Consider the following 23,720-nt stretch of genomic DNA (forward strand, 5'->3'; position numbering starts at 1 on the left):
GCGGGCATCGGGCACGGCTCCTGGCGCTGAATGTGAACCGGCTGCGACCGAAGATCAATCAATGGCCAGCATCGGCACAGTGGCAATGGAGAGGGCAAGAATGGCCCTCCACGCCAAGGCGCGCTGGGCACTTCTGCATGTCAAACGTCGATTGCCTCCACGACACCGACACGATCGAAACGGTGATGCGCTATCACGAGCGCACCAAGCACGACTTCAACCGTTATGCGCCCGGGCCGGGCGGGCTCGATTGGGCGAACCAGCCGAATCCGTTCCGCCGCTACGAAGGCGCGCGGCTCATTCACCTGCCCCGGCTCGGCGTGCACGACGCGCCGCTCTCGCCGCGCTACGACGACCTCTACCGTCGCGGTTCGGTGCCGAGTGCGCCCGTCACGATAGCCGCACTGTCGCGGCTGTTTCAGTACGCGCTGGCCATTTCCGCCTGGAAGCAGGCCGGCGGCACGCGCTGGGCGCTGCGCTGCAATCCGTCGAGCGGCAATCTGCATCCGACCGAGGGCTACCTGCTGATCGATGCGCTGCCCGGGCTGGACGACGCCCCGGGCCTGTACCACTACGCGCCGCGCGAGCACGGCCTCGAACGGCGTGCGGACTGCAGCGCAGCGCTGTTCGCGGCGCTGATGCGCGAGTTTCCGGCACAGTCCTTCCTGGTCGGGCTCTCGTCGATCCATTGGCGTGAGGCGTGGAAGTACGGCGAGCGCGCATTCCGCTATTGCCAGCACGATGCGGGACACGCGATCGGCGCGCTGCGGATCGCCGCCGCGACCCTGGGCTGGAGCGCGAGTCTCCTGCATGGCCTGGCCGACGAGACGATCGACGACCTGCTCGGCTTGAACCGGGCCGAGGACTTCGTCGGCGCCGAGCGCGAGCATCCCGATGTCGTGCTGGCGGTCTGGCCATCCGCGCCCGCCGCAGACGGGCCGGCCCGCGCCGGGCGCGGGATGGCGCAGTCGCTCGATCCAGCAATTGCACGGCGCATGACCCGGCAACGCTGGCATGGCACCGCCAACCGGCTCAGTCGCGACGAGTCGGTGCCCTGGGAGGTCATCGACGCGGTCGCCGTCGCTGCACGCAAACCGGCCGACCCGGCGCACGAGGCCGACCGGCTCGAAGCGCCGGTCGTCGAGAGCCCGGGCCCCGCGTGCGCCGACGGCCCGCTGGCCGGCCAGATCATTCTGCAGCGCCGAAGCCTGCTGGCCTGCGACGGCCGGACATCGATTGCCGCCGAGCGCTTCTACCGGATGCTCACGCGCCTGATGCCGGGCGTCGAGCGGCCGGCGAACCGGCGCCCAATGCCCTGGGACACGATGCCCTGGGATCCGACGATCCACCTCGGGATGTTCGTTCATCGGGTCGACGGCATCGCGTCGGGGCTGTACCTCCTCGTTCGCGACCCGGTCGAGATTGATCGCCTGAAGCGTGCCATGCACGCGCGGTTCGCCTGGTCGACCCCGCCGGGCTGCCCGGTCGATCTGCCGCTGTGTCTGCTCGAGGCCGGCGACGCGAAGCGGCTCGCGACGCAGCTCAGTTGCCATCAGGACATCGCAGGCGAGGGCGCCTTCGCGCTCGCGATGATCGCCGAGTACCAGGACGCGCTGTTCACGCATGGGGCCTGGTTTTATCGACGCCTGTTCTGGGAAGCGGGCCTGATCGGGCAGGTCTTGTATCTCGAAGCCGAAGCAGCCGGCTTGCGCGCCACAGGCATCGGCTGCTTCTTCGACGACCCGGTGCATCGGGTGTTCGGGATTGAGGACCTCGCCTTCCAATCGCTCTATCACTTCACTGTCGGTGGCCCGGTCGACGACCCGCGCCTGACCACGCTGCCGCCGTACGGGACTACGTGAGGCCGCGCAACTCCCGCAGCGCCACCGACAGCATCGCCGCATCCGGTGCCGGCACCGCGCGCAACTCGCCGAGCAGCTGCCTTGCCCGTTCGATGGTGCGGCCATTGCTGACTTGCCAGGCCTCGACCAGCGCGCCCGGCGCGTCGGCGTCACCGCCACCGGCCAGCACCGCGCCGGTGATCGAACGTTGCAGGCCCCACAGGTCGTCTAGCATCGCCCCCTTGGCGAGCATCTGCCAGTGCTGATCGCCGGGCAGCGCGGTGATCTTGTCGCGCAGCCACGGCATGCCCAGGCGATTCGCGAGATCGAAATAGATCGCCGCCACCCGTTCCACCGGCCAACGTGCGCTGCCGGCGATCTCGGCGATGTCGAGCGTTGCGTACAGCGTGCCGAAGGTCACCACCCGTTCGGCCAATTCTCGCGGCACGCCGCCCGCCACGTAGTGGGCCGCCGCGGCCTCGACGCGTGCACGTTCGTCGGCGTCGAGCAGCTGCGGCAGGCGTGCGGCGAGCGTGGTGACGTTCGACGTGAAGTGCTCGATCGTGACCCCCATGTCGTCGACGAGCCGGCGCGAGCGCAGGAACCACTTGGTGCCGCGTTCGAGCTGGCGGCTGGTGTCGATCAGCATCCGCGCCTGCATCTCGTCGGCCACCTTGTTGTCGAGCGACTCGATCGCCTGCCACAAGCTCACCATGCCGAAGATCTCCCGGCTCAACAGGTACGCGCGCACGATCTCGAAGGCGCGTGCGCCGGTGGTTTCGAGCAACCGGTGCACGAAGGTGCTGCCGACCCGGTTGATCATGCTGTTGGTGACATGCGTGGCGATGATCTCGCGCTTGAGCGGGTGGCGCTGCATGTAGCTGCTGAACCGATCCGGCAGCAGCGGCGGGAAGTAGCGCTCCAGCGCGCTCGACACCCACGGGTCGTCGGGCAAGGTCGAGCCGAGCAACTCGTCGTAGAGCCAGATCTTGCTGTAGGCGAGCAGCACTGCGCGCTCGGGGCTGGTTAGGCCCTGTCCCTTGCCGCGCCGGTCGGCGATCTCCTCGTTCGACGGCAGGAACTCGATCGCGCGGTTGAGCCGGTCGGCCTTTTCAAGGTACTGCATGAAGCGCGCCTGTGCGTCCATCAGCTGTGGCGCCATGCGGCCCGTGACCGACAGCACCTGGGTCTGGAAGACGTTGTCTCGCAGCACCAAGGCGGCGACATCGTCGGTCATTCCCGGCAGCAACGCGTTGCGCTGCTTGTCGGTGAGCTCGCCCTCGCTGACGGCCAGACCGAGCAGGATCTTGATATTGACTTCGTGGTCCGAGGTGTCGACCCCGGCCGAGTTGTCGATCGCATCCGTGTTGATGCGCCCCCCCGCGAGCGCGTACTCGATGCGGCCCAGCTGGGTGCAGCCCAGGTTCCCACCTTCGGCGAACACCTTGCAGCGCAGCTCGCTGCCGCTGACCCGCAGCGCGTCGTTGGCGCGGTCGCCGACCTGCGCATGGCTTTCGCCCGTGGCCTTCACGTAGGTGCCGATGCCGCCGTTGTAGATCAGGTCCAGCGGCGCCTTGAGGATGGCGTTGACCAGTTCGGTCGGTGTCATCGAATCGACGCCGATGCCCAGTGCCTGCTTGACTTCGGGCGTGATCTGGATCGACTTGGCGGCGCGCGAGTGCACGCCGCCACCGGCCGAGATCAGCCTGGCGTCGTAGTCGGCCCATGACGATCGCGGCAGCCCGAACAGGCGCTCGCGTTCGACCAACGCCGCCTCGGCATCGGGCTGCGGGTCCAGAAAGATGTGGCGATGGTCGAATGCCGCCAACAGGTGGATGTGGCGCGACAACAGCATGCCGTTGCCGAACACGTCGCCCGACATGTCGCCGATCCCGGCCACCGTGAAGGCGCTCGTCTGTGTGTCGACCCCCATCTCGCGAAAGTGGCGCTTGACGGACTCCCAGGCGCCGCGCGCGGTGATGCCCATGGCCTTGTGGTCGTAGCCCACCGAGCCGCCCGAGGCGAACGCATCGCCGAGCCAGAAGCCGAACTCCTTGCTGATGCCGTTGGCGTAGTCGGAGAAGGTTGCCGTGCCCTTGTCGGCGGCGACGACAAGATAAGGGTCGTCCGCGTCATAGCGCCTGACCTGCGGCGGCGGCACGATCTTGTCGCCGACGCGGTTGTCGGTGATGTCCAGCAGGCCGCGCAGGTAGTCCTGGTAGCAGGCCACGCCCTCCTTCATGAAGGCCTCGCGATCGCTGGCCGGCGGCGCCTTCTTCAGCACGAAGCCGCCCTTCGAGCCGACCGGCACGATGACCGTGTTCTTCACCATCTGCGCCTTCACCAGGCCCAGCACCTCGGTGCGGAAATCTTCCGGGCGGTCCGACCAGCGCAGGCCGCCGCGTGCCACCTTGCCGCCGCGCAGGTGCACCCCTTCGAAGCGGGTCGAGTAGACGAAGATCTCGAACATCGGCTTCGGCGCGGGCAGGCCCGGCACCTTGGACGAATCGAACTTGAACGACAGGAAGCCGCGCCGCCGGCCGGCGGCGTCGCGGCACCAGAAATTCGTCCGCGTCGTGGCAAGCATCAGCGCCAGGTACTGGCGCAGCACGCGGTCCTCCGACAGGTTCTCGACCTGCTCGAGCGCGGCCTCGATCGCCGCCACCTGCGCCGCGGCGCGGGCATCGGTATCGGTGCCGCCGGCCGGGTCGAACCGCAGCTCGAAGAGCAGGGCGAGTTGGGCGGCGATGTCGGCGTGCGCCGCCAGGGTCGCCTCGATGAACGCCTGCGACAGCGCAAAGCCGATCTGCCGCATGTACTTCGCGTAGGCACGCAGCACCACGATCTGCTCGGCCGGCAGGCGCGCCGCGACGACGAGGCGGTTGAAGTCGTCGTCCTCGACGGCGCCGCGCAGCACCGCGGCGAACGAGTTCTCGAACACCTCGTGCAGCGCGTCGACCTCGACCTCAGCATCGCCGAGACTGGACATCAGCCCGAAGTCGTGGATCCAGATCGGCGCCGAGTCTTGCGGCGCGATGCGGTGCGGGTGCTCGTCGAGCACCTTCATGCCCATGTGCTCGAGCATCGGCAGGCTGGCCGACAAGGTCAGCGGCTCGCCCCGGCGCAGCAGCTTGAAGCGCAGGTTGCCGGGCGGTGCCTCGAGCGGACGGTACAAGCTCATGCCCACCGGTTCGGCTTCGCTGAGCCGGGTCATCAGCTCGACGTCGGGTACCGCGGCGCGGGCCGCGAACTCCTCGCGGTAGCCGGCTGGGAAAGCGCCGCCGAACTGGCGCAGCAGCTGGATGCCGCGGGCCTCGCCCGATGCTTCGATCAGCGCCGTCTTCAGGTCGTCGTCCCAGCGCCGCGCCGCCGAGATCAGGCGCGCTTCGAGCTCGCGTGCGTCGAACGCCGGGATCTGCCCTGGCTGGGTGCGCACCGTGATCTGGATCCGCGCCAGCATCGATTCGGACAGGTGCACGTTGAATTCCGAAGCGCTGCCATTGAAGGCCTGCACCAGGATCGCCTGCCACTTCTGACGCAGTTCGGTCGTGTAGTGCTCGCGCGGCGCATAGATCAGGCAGGACACGAAGCGCTCGAACGGGTCGCGCCGCACGAACAGACGGAACCGCTGGCGCTCGCCCAGGTGCAGGATGCCCACCGCGGTTTGCAGCAGGTCGTCGCCGCTGGTCTGGAACAGCTCGTCGCGCGGATAGTTCTCGAGGATGTTGATCAAGGCCTTGCCGGCGTGGCTGCCGGGCGTCAGGCCGGCGCGCGCGACCACGTCGGCCACCTTGCGCCGCAGCAACGGGATGTCGGCCGGGCTGGCGCTGTACGCGCTGGACGTGAACAGGCCCAGGAAGCGGTCTTCGCCGCAGACCGCGCCATCGGCGCCGAAGCGCTTGACGGCGACGTAGTCGAGGTAGCCCGGCCGGTGCACAGTGGAGCGCGCGGTCGACTTCGTCACCACAAGCAGCTCGGGCCGGCGCAGCCGCGCGCGCACCTCGGGCGGCAGCGCGGCAAAGGCGGTGACCGCATCAAGCGCCGCCACCTCGCGCAGGATGCCCAGGTTCGAGTCGGGAACGACGTTCAACGCGTCCTGCCCGTCGACGAGCGCCAGCTCGTGGCGGCGGTAGCCGAGGAAGGTGAAGTTGTTGTCGTTCAGCCAGCGCAGAAAGGCCTGGCCTTCGGCCAACTCTTCGGCCGGGAGCGGCGGCGGGTGCCGTTGCTGCTCATCGATGATGTCGAGCATGCGCTGGCGCATCGCGCCCCAGTCGCTCACCGCCGAGCGCACGTCGCCAAGCACACGGGTCACGTCGGCGGCGAGTGCTTCGAGCCCGGACGGCTCGGGCACGCGGTCGACTTCGGCGTGGATGAACGATTCATGCGGGCCAGCGCCGTCATCGGCCAGACCCTGCAGCGCACCGTCGGCATCGCGCGTCACCGCCACCAGCGGATGGATGATCAGGTGCAGCGTGAGCCCGTGGCGGTTGACCTCCATCGTCACCGAGTCGACGAGGAAGGGCATGTCGTCGTTGACGATCTCGATCACGGTGTGGGTCGACTGCCAGCCGTGTTCGGCGATCGTCGGGTTGAACACCCGCACCCGCGCATGGCCGGGTTCGCGCTTGCGGGCAAAGCTCCAGTGCGACACCGCCGCACCGTACAGGTCGGCCACCTGCCGCTCGGCCAGTTCCTCGGGGTCGACCTGGCCGAAATACGTCTGCACGAAGGCCGCCAGCGCCTCGCGCTGGTCGGGAGTGACCTTGGCGCGCACCAGCTTGACGACTTCGTCCATGCGCTCGGCCCGCAGGCCGGTCTGGTTTGTTTGCGTCAGCATGCTTGTCTCCTTATATCTTTCGACTGGTTCAAACTTCAGCTTGCAGGCCGGTGGTGAACTGCCGCTTCGTTTGCGTCGAGTTGCCGGGCGCAGTGGCGCATTCGCGGGTCTGCCATGGCCACGCGCCGACGTACCGAAGGTTACGCCCGCCACGTCGCATCGCCTGTGCTCGTTGGTGCATCGAGGGCAAGAGCTCGCCGAGCGGCCATGCATGCCGCCGGCGTGTTCACCGTTCGCTTTGCGGAGCTCGATGCCGAACAACGTATGTCCGCAGAGGGTCCGACAGCGCAAGTTGGAGGTCACACGCAAAATGGCAGGTTGCGATTGTCATGCCATTGCCCACATGCTCCACTGTTCCCGCCGCCACCTGTGCCTGACCGCGCTCGGCGCCGCGCTGCCCTGGCGCGCGTGGGCTGGGTTCAATTTCTGGGAGAGCGAATTCACCGCCACGCGCTCCGAACTGCAGGCCATGATCGCGGCTCGATTTCCCCTCTCACAGCGCTACGCCCAGATCGTGACGGTGGGACTCAGCGACCCGCAACTCGCCCTGAGCGCGGCGACTAACCGCGCGGCGATAACGGCCCGTGTGTCGATCGCCAGTCCGCTGCTGGGCGCAAGCCAGGTCAGTGGCACGGTGGCGCTCAGCAGCGCGCTGCGGTTTGACGCTGTGATGCGCGCCCTGCGTCTGGATCAACCCAAAGCCGAGCGCCTGGAGCTGCAGGGTGTCAGGGGAGGTGACGCCGAAAGGCTGCAGCAGATCGGCGGCTTGGTCGCGCAGGAACTGCTGCAGGGCCAGGTTCTTCGTACGTTCACGGCCGAGGAACTGCGCTTCGGCCTCAAGACCTACGAGATCGGCGACATCACGGTGCTCGACGACAGCATCAAGGTCCAGCTGAAGTAGCCGGGCGGGACTGACTCGATGTTGTGAGGTGTCATCTGGGTACTCACCACGATGCCGGAAGTGCAGCGGCTGCCGTGCTTGGCCGCCGCGTCCTGAACTCACGATCTCCAGCCCATTGCGGTTATTCAGTTGTTCAAGGGAAGCAATCTCTGGCATGGGCACGAAGGTCTGGTGCGCCCGACGGTGTACCTCGGCAAGAAGGGCGAATTGGTAAGAGTAAGTGAGTAAGTGCTGGAGCCAGACGCGGCGTGTCTTTCGATTCCGCCCCAGGCCACCAGATAAATCAAGGGGGTTTGGTCACTGCACGGCCTGGCAAGACTCAGGCGGCGTGATCGACGGCCATGAGCGCCACCCTGCGCATTTCGTAGGGATGGCCCTCGGCGATGCAGTGATGGGTCGCCTCGTACTCTTCCTCGCTCGCGCAGTCGAACCAGCCGCTCCAGCCTTCGTCGGGCGCGTCGTCGGGTTGAGCGTCGCGACGATGCCGTATCTGATAGATCGTCCTGCCGTCAGCCATCCCGGCATCTTGGGCAGGCGCCTCGAATGCACGCGCGTCGATCAGAGTGTCGTCTTCAGGCTTGCCCATTTGCACCTCCGCGGGGGGCCGATCACGCCGGGGCGTCATCGAACCCCGGCAACCGATTCTGCCGGCCTCCCTCTCGCTTGTCGCGCCTCCGTGAAGGACGCCGGCGCCACTTTTCGTCGCATGATCGTCGCCACGGAATTGCCCTCGCGGGCGCACAGGCGTTCGGCAGCGTGCGCCATCGCACCGCGGCCCAGGGGCTTGAGGATGGTGCCAGGGTCGCGCGGAGCCACGCAGCGCAGGCGTGGATGCAGATTCACCTGCCCGGCCTGCGGCTGCCCCAACTTCTTCATCCCCCCGCAACCTGCCTGCAGGCCGCTCACTCGCTCGTCTGCACGCGAAGGACTTTGCCGCTGCGGGCATCGAACTCGCAGTGGTATTTGAACGGGCTCGGGTTCATCCCCGGTGCGCGCTGCAGGTTACCCTGACCCTCGAGGCTGGTGCGCGCATCGGGAGCCGGCTCGAGCCGTCGCACGTTCGCTGCGAATTCGATTCGGTCGACGCGCGGAAACTTGTCCTTCAAGGCCTGCGCGGCAGCGGACTCGCAGGCTTCGGGCGTGAAGCGGCTCAGATCGGGCTGCCACGCCTTCCCGCTGTCAGAAGCTGTGCCGCCGATCTCGCGGAAGATCACTCCCTTTGTCGCGCCGCTGCCGACGCCGACGGTGCAGCTGTAGGTGAACGGCACGAAGACACCGCCCGGCTTGCGATAGCGACCCTCGCCCTTGACCCCGGTCTCGTCATCGGGCATCGCCAACAGCGCGCGCTTGGCGCCGATGAACTGCACCTCCTGCGCTTGCGTGCCGCGGGTTTGCTTGACCGTCTCGGCCACCGCCGCCTCGCAGCGCCCGGCCGCTTCGCCCGCGTCGGGCGGCGCAGGCGCGGCCGTGCCCGCGTGCGCAACGCACAGCATCACGGCTGCAATGCCGATCGCGCGTGGTGGGGTGCTCATGCGATGCCTTGCCGATGGCGACCTGTGTTCGGATGTTCGCGCCGTTTGCTGTGCACCGCAAGGCGCAGCCGATACGGCGCCATGGCTCTTCGAGCCGGACAAGCCGATGACTCGTCACGCGCCCTATCCGCGCCAGGCCTCGATCTTCAATCGCTGCCCGGTGAGGGCGCACTCGAGGATGCCGGCCTGGGTGTCGACGAGGTGCAGGGCTTGTCCGTCATGCCACGTGTAGTGCGGCGGCCCGATGACATGCGGCGAGCCCGGGATCGGCGAGCGCGTCACCATCACGACGTGCCGCTCGCCCTTGTCGTCGAGGGCGGAGATCTGTTCATGGGTGAGCTTGCTTGGCATGTCGCCCCTCCCCGGATGCGCCGGTGCCAAGCTTGGCACGCCACCGGCGCCATTGGGAAATTCGTCACACCCGGAATGTGCATATTCCGGTTTCACCCGCCAGTTCGAGGCATGTCGGCGCAAATGGCAATCGAACAATCGACGCCATGGACCACACACATTCCACGCACGACTGGCTCGGTGGCTTTGCCGAGCGGCTGATTCAGATCCGACCCGCGATGAGCATCGGCCTGGCGGTTCGATGTGCCGTGATGAGCATTCACGCTGCGCGCGAGCTGGATCCGAGAATCGCCGCCGAGATCTTCGTGCTGACCAACCCGGTCGCCGCTGCCGTCGGGGTGCGGCGCGGCTCCGGCGAGAAGCGGTCGTCGACGCATCCCGCGTTGCGCCGATCGCAGCGAATCGAAGCAGGCGAGCGGGTCGGCGCAGCCGGACGCTGAGCGCCTATGAACTGCGCGGGGTCGGCCCATCGATGCTCGTCTTGAGCACCGCGCGCAGCTCTTTGCGGCCCGCCGAGTTCGTCGAACGCCAAGCGGCGAGCGCGAACTCGAGAAAGGCCTTCTCGGCGGCCGTCGGCGCGCTGTCTTCGCGAGCTTCGTCGAGCCAGCCCTGAGACCGTCCTCGGTGCCTTTCGATCTGGCGCGCCAGCTTGTCGCCGATCGGGCGCGATGACTTGATCTGGCTCCACATGCTGGGCGAGATCTGCAGCGTGGCCGCGAAGGCCTGCTCGAGGCCCTTGGGCGACGAGCCTTCTGCAAGCGCCCCTTCTGCGAAGGCCTGAAACAGCGCGAGTGCGTTCTGCCTGCGAGTGACGGTGATGTTGACCACGGGTTGTGTGCACGATTGCAACGAGTTCAGGTGTCATTGTCTCAGGGGGTTGACGACGCAGTAAAGACTATTTACAGTCCGCCTCCTCTGCTCATCGAGCACAATTTTTTTCTCAGGAAGATTCATCGTGAAATCCGCGCACATCGTCACAGCCAACCGACCCATGAAGGGGTTGGTCGCGTTCGTGCGTGTCGCTGCGGCGATGAAGTCGTTCGGCGGTTGCACGAGTGCACTGCATCTGACCTTGCCGGCGGGCCATCACCTTGATCGGAACGAGGACCAGGTGCATCCGGGAGAGGGCAGCGCGTAGAAGCGCACCCTCGAATCTCTGCTCGCAGAGGCCCGGATTCCGCAGGATCCGGGCCTTTTTGTTTTCTGACTTCAACCGGCTGCGCATCGGCGCAGGCCCGCGATCGATGGATCGCGCCACCGGCGCCGTTGGGCGATGGTGGAGCTCTTTAACAACTTGCCGCAAGACGACCTCGGTACTGGCCGATGGTTCGTCCTGCACCCTTTGCGGATGTAGCTCAGCAGGCAGAGCACGACCACGCCACGGTCGGGGCCACGAGTTCGAGACTCGTCATCCGCTCCACTTCGGCTGTGTCTATTCACTCCGTTGCCGCGCGACATGGTGTTGGCGGCGCGGGATGTGCGCGACCCTTGGCCAGGTCACGTGCAGCGAGACACCACATCCGACGGGATGCTCGCGTTTGGGCACAGCCGAAGTGGATCTCCATCGCCCTCGCAGCTCAGCAGGCAGAGCAGCCGCCTTGTAAGCGGCAGGCCGCGCGTTCGAACCGTCGCCGAGGGCACCACCAGACAAGTCGCGTTCGTCCCGCACGCGACGCGAGAACAAGGAACCTTCGTGGAGCTCACGCTTCGAGGGTGGAAATCGGCCGCAACGATTGGGCGGCGCCGGAACCCGTGACCGGATGGATATTGCTTCGTTAACTCAGCGGGCAGAGTGCCGGCCTGTCTAGCCGGAAGCCGCGGGTTCGAATCCCGCACGAGGCGCCAGATCAGTTTGCCGAGATAGCTCAGCAGGTAGAGCGGCGCGTTGAAGGCGCGTGCGACGGGGGATCGAAGCCCTCTCTCGGCACCAGACAACAGAACCTCGTTAGCTCAGCGGGATCAAGAGCGCCGGTCTACGAAGCCGGAGGTCGCACGTTCGAGTCGTGCACGAGGTACCAACAACGGACACGGTGGTTCGCTCAGTGCGCGTAGCGCACTGGACGCGCCGCAGGCGCGGGCCGAAGACCGAAGCGAGCAATCCACGTTGGCTCCGTGGACGAGAGCAGCCGGCTTCTACCCGGCGGGTCGGCCCACATCCGCGCGGACGTGCACGAATGGCTGGCCGCGCGGCTGCCGAAGGGATCGCGCTCGTCTGAGGCTGCAGGCAATGCAAGCAATCGCACCTCACGGTGCTTGTCGGGGGAGCGCGTCATGCAACACGTTGGGCGCGCTCCCCGAGGACTCGAAAGAACAACACGAAGAACGAACAACTACCCGCGATCGAAGTCAAGGTCAAGCAGCCGCCCGTCCTCTTCACGAAGACGCAAGCGCTGATCGCACAGCTCGCGCAGCGGCTGGGCGGCCCGCTCGTGGCCTACTGGAACGGCCCGCGCGGCTCGGTGTGCCACACCGACGTGGTGGCGCTGTATCACGTGCTCGAGCGACTCGGCCGCCACGAGGTCATCTATCTGTTCCTGAAGTCGGATGGCGGCAGCGGCCAGGTGTCGCTGCGCCTGGTCAATCTGCTCCGCCAGCACTGCAACCAGCTGGTCGCGCTGGTGCCGCTCGAATGCGCCTCGGCCGCGACGATGATCGCGCTGGGCGCCGACGGCATCCAGATGGGGCCGACGGCCTACCTGACGGCGGTCGACACCTCGCTGAACCACGCGCTCTCGCCGGTGGACCGCGACAACGATCGCGTCAGCGTGAGCCTGAACGAGCTGCAGCGCGTGATCCGCCTGTGGCGCGAGCAGCAGGGCGAGGTGCCGGAGAACGCCTACAAGGCGCTGTTCCAGTACGTGCACCCGCTGGTGATCGGCGCGGTCGACCGAGCGGAGTCGTTGTCGATCATGCTGTGCCGCGAGCTGCTCGCGTATCACATCGCCGACGAGGCGAAGGCCGACGCGATCGCGAGCGCGCTGAACGGCAAGTACCCGTCGCACGGCTACCCGATCCTGCTCGACGAGGCGGTCAAGATCGGCCTGCAGGCGCAGCGCATGCCGGCCGACGTGAACGCCTTGCTGCTGCAGCTGAACGCGTGCTACAGCGAGATGGGCCAGAAGGCGACGACCGACTTCGACGAGGCGCGCGCGCACAGCAACGAGATCGCGAACATCTGGGAATCTTCTGGCGCGCAGGTGTACTACCAACAGGACAAGGACTGGTTCTATCGCGCCGAAGAGCGGCGCTGGATCACGATGAACGACAACAGCGGCTGGCGCCGCATCGAGCGCGCGGGCAAGCGCATCAAGCGCGGTGCACTGCACGTGGCGTGATGGCGCCTTTCGCGCAAGGAGAAATCAAATGAACGAACCGAACTACATCGAAGAGGACGTCCCCGGCGGCGTGCCGGTCAAGATGTGGACGCGCGGCGTACCCGTCGAGGACGAAGCCAAGCGCCAGCTGACCAACGCCGCGCGCCTGCCCATCGTGTTCAGGCACATCGCGGCGATGCCCGACGTGCACTTCGGCATCGGCGCGACCGTGGGCTCGGTGATCCCGACGCTGCGCGCGATCATCCCGGCGGCCGTCGGCGTCGACATCGGCTGCGGCATGATGGCCTGCAAGACCACGCTGACGGCCGAAGACCTGCCCGACAACCTCGCGCCGCTGCGTTCGGCGATCGAGCGCGCGGTGCCGCACGGCCGCTCGCCGGGCGCGCGCGACCCGGGCGCCTGGGGCAAGGTGCCGGGCGCGGTGGACACGGCCTGGGCGCAGCTCGAGCCCGAGTTCGCCGTGCTGTGCCGCGACTACCCGAAGCTGGCGAAGACGAACAACCGTGCGCACCTCGGCACGCTCGGCACCGGCAACCACTTCATCGAGGTCTGCCTCGACGAGCAGGGCGCCGTGTGGTTCATGCTGCACTCGGGTTCGCGCGGCGTCGGCAACGCGATCGGCACGATGTTCATCGAACTGGCGAAGCAGGATGCGCTGCGCAACAACGCCAATCTTCCCGATCGCGACCTGGCGTACTTCGAGGAAGGCGCGCGCTACTTCGGCGACTACGTGCGCGCGGTCGGCTGGGCGCAGCAGTTCGCGGCCATCAACCGCGAGGTGATGATGAAGCGCGTGATCGAGGCTGCGAAGACGGTGATCCGCAAGAACTTCCAGAGCCACGTCGAGGCGGTGAACTGCCACCACAACTATGTGCAGATCGAACACCACTTCGGGCAAGACGTGTACGTGACCCGCAAGGGCGCGGTCAGCGCGAAGGCCGGGCAGCTCGGCATCATCCCCGGCAGCATGGGCGCGCGCAGCTACATCGTGCGCGGCAAGGGCAACGCCGAGTCGTTCGAGAGTTGCGCGCACGGCGCCGGCCGCGCGATGAGCCGCGGCGAAGCGAAGCGCCGCTTCACGCTCGCCGACCACCGCGCCGCGACCGTTGGCGTCGAGTGCCGCAAGGACAAGGACGTGATCGACGAGACGCCCGCGGCCTACAAGGACATCGACGCGGTGATGGCCGCGCAGCGCGACCTGGTCGAGGTCGTGCACACGCTCAAGCAGGTGGTCTGCGTGAAGGGTTGAGGCCGGGCCGAAGCCAGGGTAGTCCCCGATGCCGGCGCCAAACGGAAGGGCTGCAATCGCCTTCCCACCGGTGCGTCCGGCGCGAAGGGAGTGACATGAAGAACCACGTCCATCCGATCGGCCGCCTCGCCGCCATCATCGCCGCCACGCTCGTCGTCGCCGGCTGCGGCGGCGGTGGGGGCACCGAATCGGCCACGCCGACCGCCTCGGCGCTGGCGGCCGCGCAGCTGCCGCCGGCCAACTTCGAGATCAGGACGATGTCGAACCGCGCCGACCTGATCAGCGACGGCGATGCGCTGGTCGAGGTGCAGGTGCCGCGCACCGTGCCGATGCAACAGGTGACGCTGACGCTGAACGGCACCGATGTCGGCGCGGCGTTCGTCGCCGACACGCAGGCGCGCAGGTTTCGCGGCGTGCTGACGGGCCTGAAGCTCGGTGCCAACCTCTTCGTCGCGGATGCCAACGGCCAGGGCAACGGCCGGCCGCACGCCAGCCTGACGATCACCAACCACGCGCGCGGCGGGCCGGTGCTGCTCGGCTCGCAGACCACGCCGTGGATCTGCGCCACGCCGACACCGGTCGCCGAATCGGGCAACACGCCGGCCTCGAATGCCAGCGGCCTGACGACGACCGCGCTCGACGCGCAATGCAACATCGCGACCGAGTACAAGCTGTTCTACCGCACGACGACCGTCGGCTGCTCGACCGCGCTGCCCGACCCGAGCCCGCCGGCGGCCCAGCCGACGAACAACTGCTTCAAGCCCTACACGCCCGGCAGCACGCCGGCCGACCTGGCGACGACCACCACCAGCGCGGGGCTCACGCTGCCCTACATCGTGCGCGTCGAGCGCGGCACGATGAACCGCGGCATCTTCGACATCGCGGTGCTGTTCGATCCCACGCAGGCCGCGCCCTGGACCGCGCTGGCGCCGCAGGCCCAATGGAACGGCAAGGTGGTCTACAGCTTCGGCGCCTCGACCGGGCAGCCGCGCCTGCAGTTCCGCACCGAGCAGAACTGGGCCGACGACGCGGCCTTGTCGCGCGGCTTCATGGTCGTCGACAACAGCCTCACCGACTCGCTCTACAACTCGAACCGGATCCTCGTCGCCGAAACGCTGCTGATGATGAAGGAGCACATCGTCGATCGCTACGGCGAGATCAAGTACACGCTGGGCAACGGCTGCTCGGGCGGCTCGATCCAGCAGAACACGGTCGCCTCGACCTTCCCCGGCCTGCTCGACGGCATCCAGCCGAGCTGCGACTACCCGGACTCGATCACGACCGGCCTGGAGGTCATCGACTGCGTGCTGCTCGTCAACGCCTACGTCAGCCCCGAATGGACCGCGCTGATGAGCGGCCTGACCCAGGCGCAGATCAACGCAAAGAAGACCGCGATCAACGGCCACCTCGATCACGTCGGCTGCCAATCGTGGAACAACGCCTTCGGCTTCAACAACAAGCCGGGCAACTACGTCCCGACCCTGGTGATCAACCCGACGACCGGTGCGATCGCGCCGGTCGGTGCGCCACGCAACAACTGCCGGCTGCCGGCCGCGCTGGTCTATGACCCGGTGACGAACCCGACCGGCACGCGCTGCGGCGACCCCGACCTGGCCACCGCGGTCTGGGGCACGACCGCCGGCATTGCCGGCAGTACGCGCGCCTTGCAGACCGGCGACAACGTCGGCATCCAGTACGGGCTGAAGGCCTTGCTGGCGGGGGCGATCGGCGCCGAAGAGTTCGTCACGCTGAACGAGAAGATCGGTGGCACGAACGCCGATTCGAACCTCACGGCGGCGCGGTCCAGCGCCGACCTGGCGGCGCTCGACATCGCCTACCGGAGCGGCATCGTCTCGAGCGGCAAGAACCTCGGCAAGCTGCCGATCATCGACTCGCGCGGCTATGACGAGCAGGGCATCCACTACATCTGGCGCTCGTTCTCGGAGCGCGCACGCATCGACGCGGCCAACGGCGGCAACCACGGCAACCAGGTGATGTGGCGCTACGGCACCGCGCTGCTGCCCGCCACCGCGGCGCAGGCGCAGGCGGTGACGCTGGCGTCGCTGCAGACGATGGACACCTGGCTGACGAGCCTGCTGACGAGCGCGCCGAAGGCCACGCTGAACGCCGAGCGCACGCAGGCGCAGGTGGTTGCCGCCAAGCCGGCGACGGCGGTCGACCTGTGCTACCTGACCGGCGACCCCGGTTTCACGACCCCGGTCACCGACATGGCCCTGTGCGATGCCGACCCGCGGCTCGCGAAGCACGCGTCGCCGCGCCAGGTGGCCGGCGGCGCGTTGACCGAGAACATCCTGAAGTGCCAGCTCAAGCCGCTGAACGGCGCCGACTACGCGCCGGTGGCGTTCAGCCCCGCGCAGCTCGCGCGGCTGCAGGCCGTCTTCGCGGGCGGCGTCTGCGACTGGAGCAAGCCGGGCGTCGGTCAGCAGGAGGCGATCTCGCCGCTGACCTTCGCGGCCGGCCCGGGCGGCCAACCGTTGCCGCCGGCACCGGTGTCGGGGTCGGTCGGGCTCTGAGCCGCGCCGAGGCTCGCGCACCGCTTCTTCTCCACGCCGGCGCCGCGCCGGCGCTGGCGCAGCCGGCCGGCTGGACTTCGGTCGCGTGCGCTCAAAACCTGCCTCGAATTGGGGCATACGCTCGGGCCCGCATTTTGCTAACGCCTGTCTAACGTTGACTGTCGACAGATTGCGCTGGCTGACTTATCGTCGGGCCTTTTGCACGATCCGCACGATCCGCACGGTCGACCGACCAGAAAGGCACCCATGCAGCTGCACGCGGCGAACCCCGGCGCGCCCAGACCCTCAGCCTCCGAGCGCCAGACGCGCGAAGACCTCGCCGCCGCCTACCGGCTGGTCGCCCACTTCGGCATGGACGACAGCATCTTCACGCACATCTCCGCACGTGTGCCCGGCACCGACGACCAGTTCCTGATCAACCCGTTCGGCGTGCTGTTCCGCGACATCACGGCATCGTCGCTGGTCAAGATCGACCTCGAGGGGCGCATCGTCGGCGACTCGCCGCACGACGTGAACCCCGCCGGCTTCACGATCCACAGCGCGGTGCACTCGGCGCGCCACGACGCGGCCTGCGTGCTGCACACGCACACGGTCGCGGGCGTCGGTGTGTCGTCGCTGGCCTGCGGGCTGCAGCCCTGCAATCAGTGGGCGCTCGAGTTCCACAACCGCGTCGTGTACCACGACTTCGAGGGCATCGCGCTGGACGACGACGAGCGCGAGCGCCTGGTCGCCGACCTCGGCCCGACCGCACGCGTGATGATCCTGCGCAACCACGGCTTGCTGACCCTGGGCCGCAACATCCCGGAAGCCTTCTTGCTGATGCTGAACCTCGATCGCGCCTGCCGCGTGCAGATGGCGATCCAGGCGAGCGGCGAGGCCGTCTACCCGGTGTCGGCCGAGGTCTGCGAAAAGACCGCGCGCCAGTACGAGAGCGGCGACAGCACGCGCGCCGCCGACGAGCCCGATCCGAACGCACGCGAATGGCGCGCCCTGTTGCGGCACATCGAGCCCGCGCCGCCGACCTCGTACCGCGACTGAGTTCCCGACCCCGCTTCGCCCCTTCGTCATCCCGAGCCTCAAGGAGTTCGTCCGCATGAAACGTCGCAACCTGATCCAGATGGGTGCCTCCGCCGCTGCCGGCCTGACGCTGGCCGGCGTTCCGCTGCACCTGCTCGCCGCAGCGAAGAAGGGCGGCGTGATCAACGCGGTCGTCCAGCCCGAGCCGCCGGGCCTGATGATGGGCATCACGCAGAACGGGCCGACCCAGTTGATCGCGGGCAACATCTACGAGGGGCTGCTGCGCTACGACGAGAAGATCAACCCGTTGCCCGCGCTCGCGACCTCGTGGGTCGCGAACAAGGAAGGCACGGTCTTCACGTTCAAGCTCAAGCCGGGCGTGCTGTGGCACGACGGCAAGCCCTTCACCTCGGCCGACGTGGTGTTCTCGGCCGACGTGTTCCTGCGCAAGACGCATGCGCGGCTGCGCGCCAACCTGGCCTCGGTCGAGAGCGTCAAGGCGATCGATCCGCTGACGGTCGAGTTCAGGCTCAAGTACCCGTTCGGCCCCTTCCTCGGCATCTTCGAGGTCGGCAGCATGCCGATGATCCCCAAGCACCTCTACGAAGGCACCGACTTCCTGACCAACCCGATGAACGCGACGCCGATCGGCACCGGCCCGTTCAAGTTCAAGGAGTGGGTCAAGGGCTCGTACATCCAGCTCGTGGCCAACGACAAATACCACGTGAAAGATGTGCCGCTGGTCGACAGCGTGTACTTCCACGTGATCCCCGATGCAGCCTCGCGCGCGGCGGCGTTCGAGTCCGGCAAGGTCGATCTGGTGCCGGGCGGCGCGGTCGAATACTTCGACGTGCAGCGCCTCGCGAAGCTGCCGGGCGTGTCGGTCACGACCAAGGGCTGGGAGTTCTTCGCGCCGCAGTCGTGGCTGTGGATCAACAACCGCAAGGCGCCGATGGACAGCATCAAGTTCCGCCAGGCGCTGATGTTCGCGATCGACCGCGAGGCGATCTGCAAGGTCGCCTGGCAAGGCTTCGCGAAGCCCGCGACCGGGCCGTTCAACAGCAACATCAAGTTCCACAGCACCGATGTCGCGAAGTACCCGCGCAACGTCGACACCGCGAAGAAGCTGCTCGCCGAGGCCGGCTACAAGGGCGAGACCTTGCGCATGCTGCCGCTGCCCTACGGCGAGACCTGGACGCGCACCGCCGAGATCCTGCGCCAGAACCTGGCCCAGGCCGGCGTGAAGATCGAGACGGTCGCGACCGACGTGGCCGGCTGGAACCAGAAGCTCAACGAATGGGACTACGACCTCGCGTTCACCTACGTCTACCAGTACGGCGACCCGGCGCTCGGCGTGGCGCGCAACTACACGACGGCCAACATCGCGAAGGGCTCGCCGTTCAACAACGTCGAGGGCTACTCCAACCCGAAGGTCGACGAGCTGTTCGACGCCGGCGCGAAGGAGGCCGACCCCGAGAAGCGCAAGGCGATCTACCTGCAGGTGCAGAAGATCCTGCTCGACGAGGTGCCGGTCGCGTGGCTGTACGAGATCAACTTCCCGACGCTGTACCGCACCAAGCTCGCCAACATCGTCAGCTCGGGCATCGGCCTGAACGACAGCCTGGGCGGCGCGTCGATCGCATGACGCTTCGCATCGGCACACGGCGCGGCGGGGGCGAGCGATGAAGCGCATGCAGTTCATGCTGACGCGCGTGCTGCAGGGGCTGCTGGCGATCGTGCTGATCGCCACCGTCAACTTCATGCTGGTGCGCGCCGCGCCGGGCGATCCGGTGTCGGTGCTCGCCGGCGAGGCCGGCGCATCCGACGCGCAGTTCGTCGCGCAACTGCGCAGCCAGTTCGGGCTCGACCAGCCGATCACGACGCAGCTCGCCACCTACCTCGGCAAGGTCGTGCGGCTCGACCTCGGCTTCTCGTACCGCCAGCAGCAGCCGGTGCTCAAGCTCATCATGGATCGCCTGCCCGCGACGCTGCTGCTCACCGGCAGCGCGTTCGTGCTGTCGCTGCTGTTCGGCGTGACGCTGGGGGCGCTCTCCGCGCGGCGGGCCGGCACCTGGGTCGACAGCTCGATCACCGTCGTCGCGCTGGTCTTCTACGCGACGCCGCTGTACTGGCTCGCGCTGATGGCGGTGCTGGTGTTCACGGTGCAGCTGGCCTGGCTGCCGGGCTTCGGCTTCAGCACGGTCGGCGCCGGCCTGACCGGGCTCGGCCTGGCCTGGGACATTGCCCAGCACCTGCTGCTGCCCGCGCTGACGCTGGCGCTGTTCTACATGGCGGTGTATGCACGCATGACCCGCGCCGCGATGCTCGACGTGGCGCAGATGGACTTCGTGAAGACCGCGCGCGCGAAGGGCGTGAAGCCCGGCCGCATCCTGCGCGCACACGTGCTGCGCAACGCGTTGCTGCCGGTGGTCACGCTCGCCGGCATCCAGGCCGGCGGGATGATCGGCGGCGCGGTGCTGACCGAGACCGTGTTCGCGTGGCCCGGCATCGGCCGCCTGATGTTCGACGCGTTGCTGCAGCGCGACTACAGCCTGTTGCTCGGCGCGTTCCTCGTCACGGCCGCGATGGCGGTGCTGTTCAACCTGATCACCGACCTCGTCTACACGCTGGTCGACCCGCGGATCGAGCTGACATGACAAAGAGCCCGTTCGTGCGCCGCTTCACGCGCAACAAGGGTGCCGTCGCCGGCATGGCGGTGCTGCTGGTCGTCGTCGCCGTCGCGCTGCTCGGCCCGTGGATCGCGAGCAACGACCCGTGGGGCATGGTGCAGCAACCCTTCCTGCACCCGTGGACCGAACCTGGCTTCGCGCTCGGCACCGACACGCTCGGGCGCGACATCCTCTCCGGGATGATCTACGGTGCGCGCATCTCGCTGCTGATCGGCGCGGTCTCGACCGTCGTCGCGCTGCTGATCGGTATCACGCTCGGCGCGATCGCCGGCTACTTCGGCGGGCTGATCGATTCGGCGCTGATGCGCTTCACCGAGATCTTCCAGGCGGTGCCGAGCTTCGCGCTGGCGATCGTGCTGGTCGCGATCTTCCAGCCCTCGGTCGGCTCGATCGTGACCGCGATCGCGATCGTCTCGTGGCCGCCGGTCGCGCGCCTGGTGCGCAGCGAGTTCCTGACGCTGCGCCAGCGCGATTTCGTGCAGGCCGCGCTGCTCGCCGGCCAGTCGACGCCGCGCATCATCCTGACGCAGATCCTGCCCAACGCGATGTCGCCGATCATCGTGATGGCCTCGCTGATGGTGGCCACGGCGATCCTGCTCGAATCGAGCCTGAGCTTCCTCGGCCTGGGCGACCCGAACCAGATGAGCTGGGGCTACATGGTCGGCTCGGCCCGCACCGTGCTGCGCCAGGCCTGGTGGATGGCGCTGTTCCCCGGCCTGGCGATCGTGCTGACCGTGCTCGCGCTGAACCTCGTCGGCGAAGGCCTCAGCGACGGCCTGAACACGCGGCTTGACGGGAGGACGAAATGAGCGGCGCCCCCGATTCCGTGCCGCCGGTGCGGCCGGTGCTCGACATCGTCGCGCTGAGCATCTCGCTGCCGGCCGGCGCCGATCGCGCGCTCGCGGTCGAACGCGCGTCGCTGTCGGTGCTGCCGGGCCAGACGCTGTGCGTCGTCGGCGAATCCGGTTCGGGCAAGTCGATGATCGCGAACGCGGTGATGGGCCTGCTGCCGCGCCCGCAGGTCGCGCCGGTCGCCGGCAAGATTCTGTTCGAGGGTGTCGACCTGCTGACGCTGACCGAGCCGCAGATGCGCGAGCTGCGCGGGCGCCGCATCGGCATGGTGTTCCAGGAGCCGATGACGGCGCTGAACCCGGTGATGCGCATCGGCGAGCAGATCGGCGAGGTGTTCGACGCGCACGTGAACGTGCCCGCGGCCGAGAAGCGCCAGCGTATCCTCGCGGCGCTCGCCGATGTCGGCCTGCCCGACCCCGAGCTGACCATCGACAGCTACCCGTTCCGCCTCTCGGGCGGCCAGCGCCAGCGCGTGATGATCGCGTGCGCGCTGGTGCTCGAGCCGGTGCTGCTGATCTGCGACGAGCCGACGACTGCGCTCGACGTGACGACGCAGGCGCAGATCCTCACGCTGATTCGCGAGCTGCAACGGCGCCGCGGCACCGCGGTGCTGTTCATCACGCACGACTTCGGCGTCGTCTCCGAGATCGCCGACCAGGTGGTGGTGATGCAGACCGGCCAGGTCGTCGAGGCCGGCGCCGTGCGCGATGTGCTCGACGCGCCGCAGCACCCGTACACCCGCAAGCTGATTGCCGCGATTCCCGATGGGCAGGCGCAGCGCGCCACGCCGACCGACGAGGTCGCCCGCGTGCTGCAGGTGCAGGACCTGTGCAAGACCTACCGCTCGGGCAACGGCCTGTTCAGGCGCGGCCGCACGGTGCAGGCCGCGAAGGACATCAGCTTCGAGCTGAGGCGCGGCGAGACGCTCGGGCTGGTCGGCGAGTCGGGCTCGGGCAAGTCCAGCGTCGGCCGCTGCCTGGTCGGCCTGGCGCCGTTCGACAGCGGACGCATCCTGTTCAAGGGCCGTCACCTGTCGCCCGGCGCAGGCTTCCGGCGCGAGGCGGCGGGCAAGATCCAGATGGTGTTCCAGGACCCGTACGCGTCGCTGAACCCGCGCCATCGCATCGGCGCCGCGATCGCCGGCGGGCCGATCGCGCAGGGCCTGGGCCAGGCCGAGGCGATGGCCCGCGCGGTCGAACTGCTCGGGCTCGTCGGTCTCGGCGCCGATGCGGCGCAGCGCTATCCGCACGAGTTCTCGGGCGGCCAGCGGCAGCGCATCGGCATCGCCCGCGCGCTCGCGATGCAGCCCGAACTGCTGGTCGCCGACGAGCCGGTCTCGGCGCTCGACGTGTCGGTGCAGGCGCAGGTGCTCGAGCTGTTCGCGCAGGTGCGCGAGCGGTTCCAGCTCGCGATGGTCTTCATCACGCACGACCTGCGCGTCGCCGGCCAGATGTGCGACCACATCGCGGTGATGCAGCGCGGCGAGGTCGTCGAATACGGCGCGACGCAGCAGGTGCTGAGCGACCCGCAGCATGCCTACACGCGCAAGCTGATCAAAGCGGCGCCGCGGCTCGCCGCGGCGCCGCAGCCGATGACGATGGCGGTGGCCTGATGGGCGCGCCGTGCGTGGCCCTGCTCAGCGCGGTGCTCGACATGCAGTACCTGGCCGCGGCCTTCCGGCAGGCCTGCCCCGAGATCGACCTGCGTCTCGGCGCCGACCTCGGTCGGCTCGACGAGATCGACGCGGCGGTCTGCTGGTTCCCGCCGCACGGCGTGCTCGCGCAGCTGCCGCGGCTGCGGCTGGTGCAGTCGCTGGCCGCGGGCGTCGACCACGTCGTCGCCGACCCGACGCTGCCGCGCGCGCTGCCGCTGTGCCGCGTCGTCGACACGACGATGGCCGCCGGCATGAAGGCGTATGTCTGCTGGGCGGTGGTGCAGCAGCAGCGCGGCATGACGGGCTATCTCGCCAGTTCGGCCGCGTCAAGCTGGGCAGAGCAGCCCTTCGCCTCGCCGCGCCGGCACCGCGTCGGCATCGCCGGCCTCGGCCACCTCGGCATGGCCTGCGCGACGGCGCTGGCGACGATCGGCTACGACGTGCGCGGCTGGAGCCGCAGCGCCAAGGCCGAGCTGCCCGACGGCGTGGCCGGCTTCCACGGCGGCGCGCAGCTCGACGCGTTCCTCGCCGGTTGCGACACGCTGGTGTGCCTGCTGCCGCTGACGCCGCAGACACGCGGCTTCCTGGATGCCGCGCTGTTCGCGAAGCTGCCGCGCGGCGCGCACCTGATCAACGTCGGTCGCGGCGATCACCTCGTCGAAGCCGACCTGCTCGCCGCGCTGGCCAGCGGCCAGCTCGCGGCCGCGACACTCGATGCGTTCTCGCAGGAGCCGCTGCCGCCCGAGCATCCGTTCTGGGGCGACCCGCGCATCCTCGTGACGCCGCACATCGCGACCCGCACCGACCGCATGGTGATCGCGCAGCAGACGCTGGCCAACCTCGCGACGCTGCAGCAAGGCGGCAGGCCGCTGCACCAGGTCGACCTGGATCGCGGCTATTGACCCGATCCGACGGCGCGATGATCGA

Annotated in this window: 18 protein-coding genes and 5 tRNA genes; 18 read left to right on the top strand and 5 right to left on the bottom strand. The window is 68.2% G+C overall.

Annotated features, from left to right (window positions below; translation table 11 throughout):
* Positions 1–137 precede the first annotated feature (137 nt).
* The gene (locus tag AC1DTW_RS18365) at positions 138–1,862 is read left to right on the top strand and encodes a SagB/ThcOx family dehydrogenase (protein ID WP_477982757.1); all 1,725 of its coding nucleotides are present in this window, start codon (positions 138–140) and stop codon (positions 1,860–1,862) included.
* Here AC1DTW_RS18365 and AC1DTW_RS18370 read toward each other — a convergent pair.
* A complete protein-coding gene (locus AC1DTW_RS18370) occupies positions 1,855–6,678 on the bottom strand; it encodes an NAD-glutamate dehydrogenase (RefSeq protein WP_477982758.1) in 4,824 nt (1,607 codons plus the stop codon). The genes AC1DTW_RS18365 and AC1DTW_RS18370 overlap by 8 nt on opposite strands.
* 343 nt (positions 6,679–7,021) lie before the next feature.
* Here AC1DTW_RS18370 and AC1DTW_RS18375 point away from each other — a divergent pair, with 343 nt between their 5' ends.
* Positions 7,022–7,579 carry a DUF1439 domain-containing protein gene (locus tag AC1DTW_RS18375; RefSeq protein ID WP_477982760.1) on the top strand — a complete coding sequence of 186 codons (558 nt, stop codon included), beginning with the start codon at positions 7,022–7,024 and terminating at the stop codon, positions 7,577–7,579.
* A 319-nt stretch (positions 7,580–7,898) separates the two neighbouring features.
* Here AC1DTW_RS18375 and AC1DTW_RS18380 read toward each other — a convergent pair whose 3' ends face one another.
* The 3 genes from AC1DTW_RS18380 to AC1DTW_RS18390 form a co-directional block, all read right to left on the bottom strand.
* A complete protein-coding gene (locus AC1DTW_RS18380; protein WP_477982761.1) occupies positions 7,899–8,165 on the bottom strand; it encodes a hypothetical protein in 267 nt (88 codons plus the stop codon).
* Positions 8,166–8,481: 316 nt separating this feature from the next.
* The gene (locus tag AC1DTW_RS18385; protein ID WP_477982762.1) at positions 8,482–9,111 is read right to left on the bottom strand and encodes a hypothetical protein; all 630 of its coding nucleotides are present in this window, start codon (positions 9,109–9,111) and stop codon (positions 8,482–8,484) included.
* Between the two features lie 123 nt (positions 9,112–9,234).
* Positions 9,235–9,462 carry a hypothetical protein gene (locus AC1DTW_RS18390; protein ID WP_477982763.1) on the bottom strand — a complete coding sequence of 76 codons (228 nt, stop codon included), beginning with the start codon at positions 9,460–9,462 and terminating at the stop codon, positions 9,235–9,237.
* A gap of 23 nt (positions 9,463–9,485) precedes the next feature.
* Between AC1DTW_RS18390 and AC1DTW_RS18395 the strand changes: the two genes are divergently transcribed.
* Entirely contained in the window at positions 9,486–9,902 is a 417-nt protein-coding gene (locus tag AC1DTW_RS18395; RefSeq protein ID WP_477982765.1) for a hypothetical protein, read from the top strand.
* A 4-nt stretch (positions 9,903–9,906) separates the two neighbouring features.
* Here the strand turns inward: AC1DTW_RS18395 and AC1DTW_RS18400 are convergent, their stop codons facing one another.
* Positions 9,907–10,290 carry a hypothetical protein gene (locus tag AC1DTW_RS18400; protein WP_477982766.1) on the bottom strand — a complete coding sequence of 128 codons (384 nt, stop codon included), beginning with the start codon at positions 10,288–10,290 and terminating at the stop codon, positions 9,907–9,909.
* A 127-nt stretch (positions 10,291–10,417) separates the two neighbouring features.
* Here AC1DTW_RS18400 and AC1DTW_RS18405 point away from each other — a divergent pair, with 127 nt between their 5' ends.
* The 15 genes from AC1DTW_RS18405 to AC1DTW_RS18475 all read left to right on the top strand — a co-directional run bounded on the left by AC1DTW_RS18405 (position 10,418) and on the right by AC1DTW_RS18475 (position 23,695).
* Complete coding sequence (locus AC1DTW_RS18405; protein WP_477982767.1) at positions 10,418–10,600, top strand: hypothetical protein; 183 nt, start codon at positions 10,418–10,420, stop codon at positions 10,598–10,600.
* A gap of 206 nt (positions 10,601–10,806) precedes the next feature.
* A tRNA-Gly gene (locus AC1DTW_RS18410) sits at positions 10,807–10,882 on the top strand.
* A 146-nt stretch (positions 10,883–11,028) separates the two neighbouring features.
* Positions 11,029–11,105 (top strand) — tRNA-Thr (locus AC1DTW_RS18415).
* Positions 11,106–11,231: 126 nt separating this feature from the next.
* Positions 11,232–11,307 (top strand) — tRNA-Asp (locus AC1DTW_RS18420).
* A 9-nt stretch (positions 11,308–11,316) separates the two neighbouring features.
* Positions 11,317–11,392 (top strand) — tRNA-Phe (locus AC1DTW_RS18425).
* Between the two features lie 9 nt (positions 11,393–11,401).
* A tRNA-Arg gene (locus AC1DTW_RS18430) sits at positions 11,402–11,480 on the top strand.
* Between the two features lie 411 nt (positions 11,481–11,891).
* A complete protein-coding gene (locus tag AC1DTW_RS18435; protein WP_477982768.1) occupies positions 11,892–12,797 on the top strand; it encodes a hypothetical protein in 906 nt (301 codons plus the stop codon).
* Positions 12,798–12,825: 28 nt separating this feature from the next.
* Entirely contained in the window at positions 12,826–14,046 is a 1,221-nt protein-coding gene (locus tag AC1DTW_RS18440; RefSeq protein WP_477982769.1) for an RtcB family protein, read from the top strand.
* A 95-nt stretch (positions 14,047–14,141) separates the two neighbouring features.
* A complete protein-coding gene (locus tag AC1DTW_RS18445; protein ID WP_477982770.1) occupies positions 14,142–16,580 on the top strand; it encodes a DUF6351 family protein in 2,439 nt (812 codons plus the stop codon).
* Between the two features lie 246 nt (positions 16,581–16,826).
* On the top strand, positions 16,827–17,618 hold the full coding sequence (locus AC1DTW_RS18450; protein WP_477982771.1) for a class II aldolase/adducin family protein: 792 nt from the start codon (positions 16,827–16,829) through the stop codon (positions 17,616–17,618).
* Between the two features lie 55 nt (positions 17,619–17,673).
* Positions 17,674–19,242, top strand: a complete 1,569-nt coding sequence (locus tag AC1DTW_RS18455) for an ABC transporter substrate-binding protein (protein ID WP_477982772.1) — start codon at positions 17,674–17,676, stop codon at positions 19,240–19,242.
* 37 nt (positions 19,243–19,279) lie between these two features.
* The gene (locus AC1DTW_RS18460; protein ID WP_477982773.1) at positions 19,280–20,254 is read left to right on the top strand and encodes an ABC transporter permease; all 975 of its coding nucleotides are present in this window, start codon (positions 19,280–19,282) and stop codon (positions 20,252–20,254) included.
* Entirely contained in the window at positions 20,251–21,096 is an 846-nt protein-coding gene (locus AC1DTW_RS18465; protein WP_477982775.1) for an ABC transporter permease, read from the top strand. The genes AC1DTW_RS18460 and AC1DTW_RS18465 overlap by 4 nt, the downstream gene beginning before the upstream one ends.
* Positions 21,093–22,751, top strand: coding sequence for an ABC transporter ATP-binding protein (locus tag AC1DTW_RS18470; protein ID WP_477982776.1), 1,659 nt, complete (start codon positions 21,093–21,095; stop codon positions 22,749–22,751). The genes AC1DTW_RS18465 and AC1DTW_RS18470 overlap by 4 nt, the downstream gene beginning before the upstream one ends.
* Positions 22,751–23,695, top strand: a complete 945-nt coding sequence (locus AC1DTW_RS18475) for a 2-hydroxyacid dehydrogenase (RefSeq protein ID WP_477982777.1) — start codon at positions 22,751–22,753, stop codon at positions 23,693–23,695. The genes AC1DTW_RS18470 and AC1DTW_RS18475 overlap by 1 nt, the downstream gene beginning before the upstream one ends.
* Positions 23,696–23,720: the final 25 nt, after the last annotated feature.

It is taken from the genome of Rhizobacter sp. P5_A1, assembly GCF_056400745.1.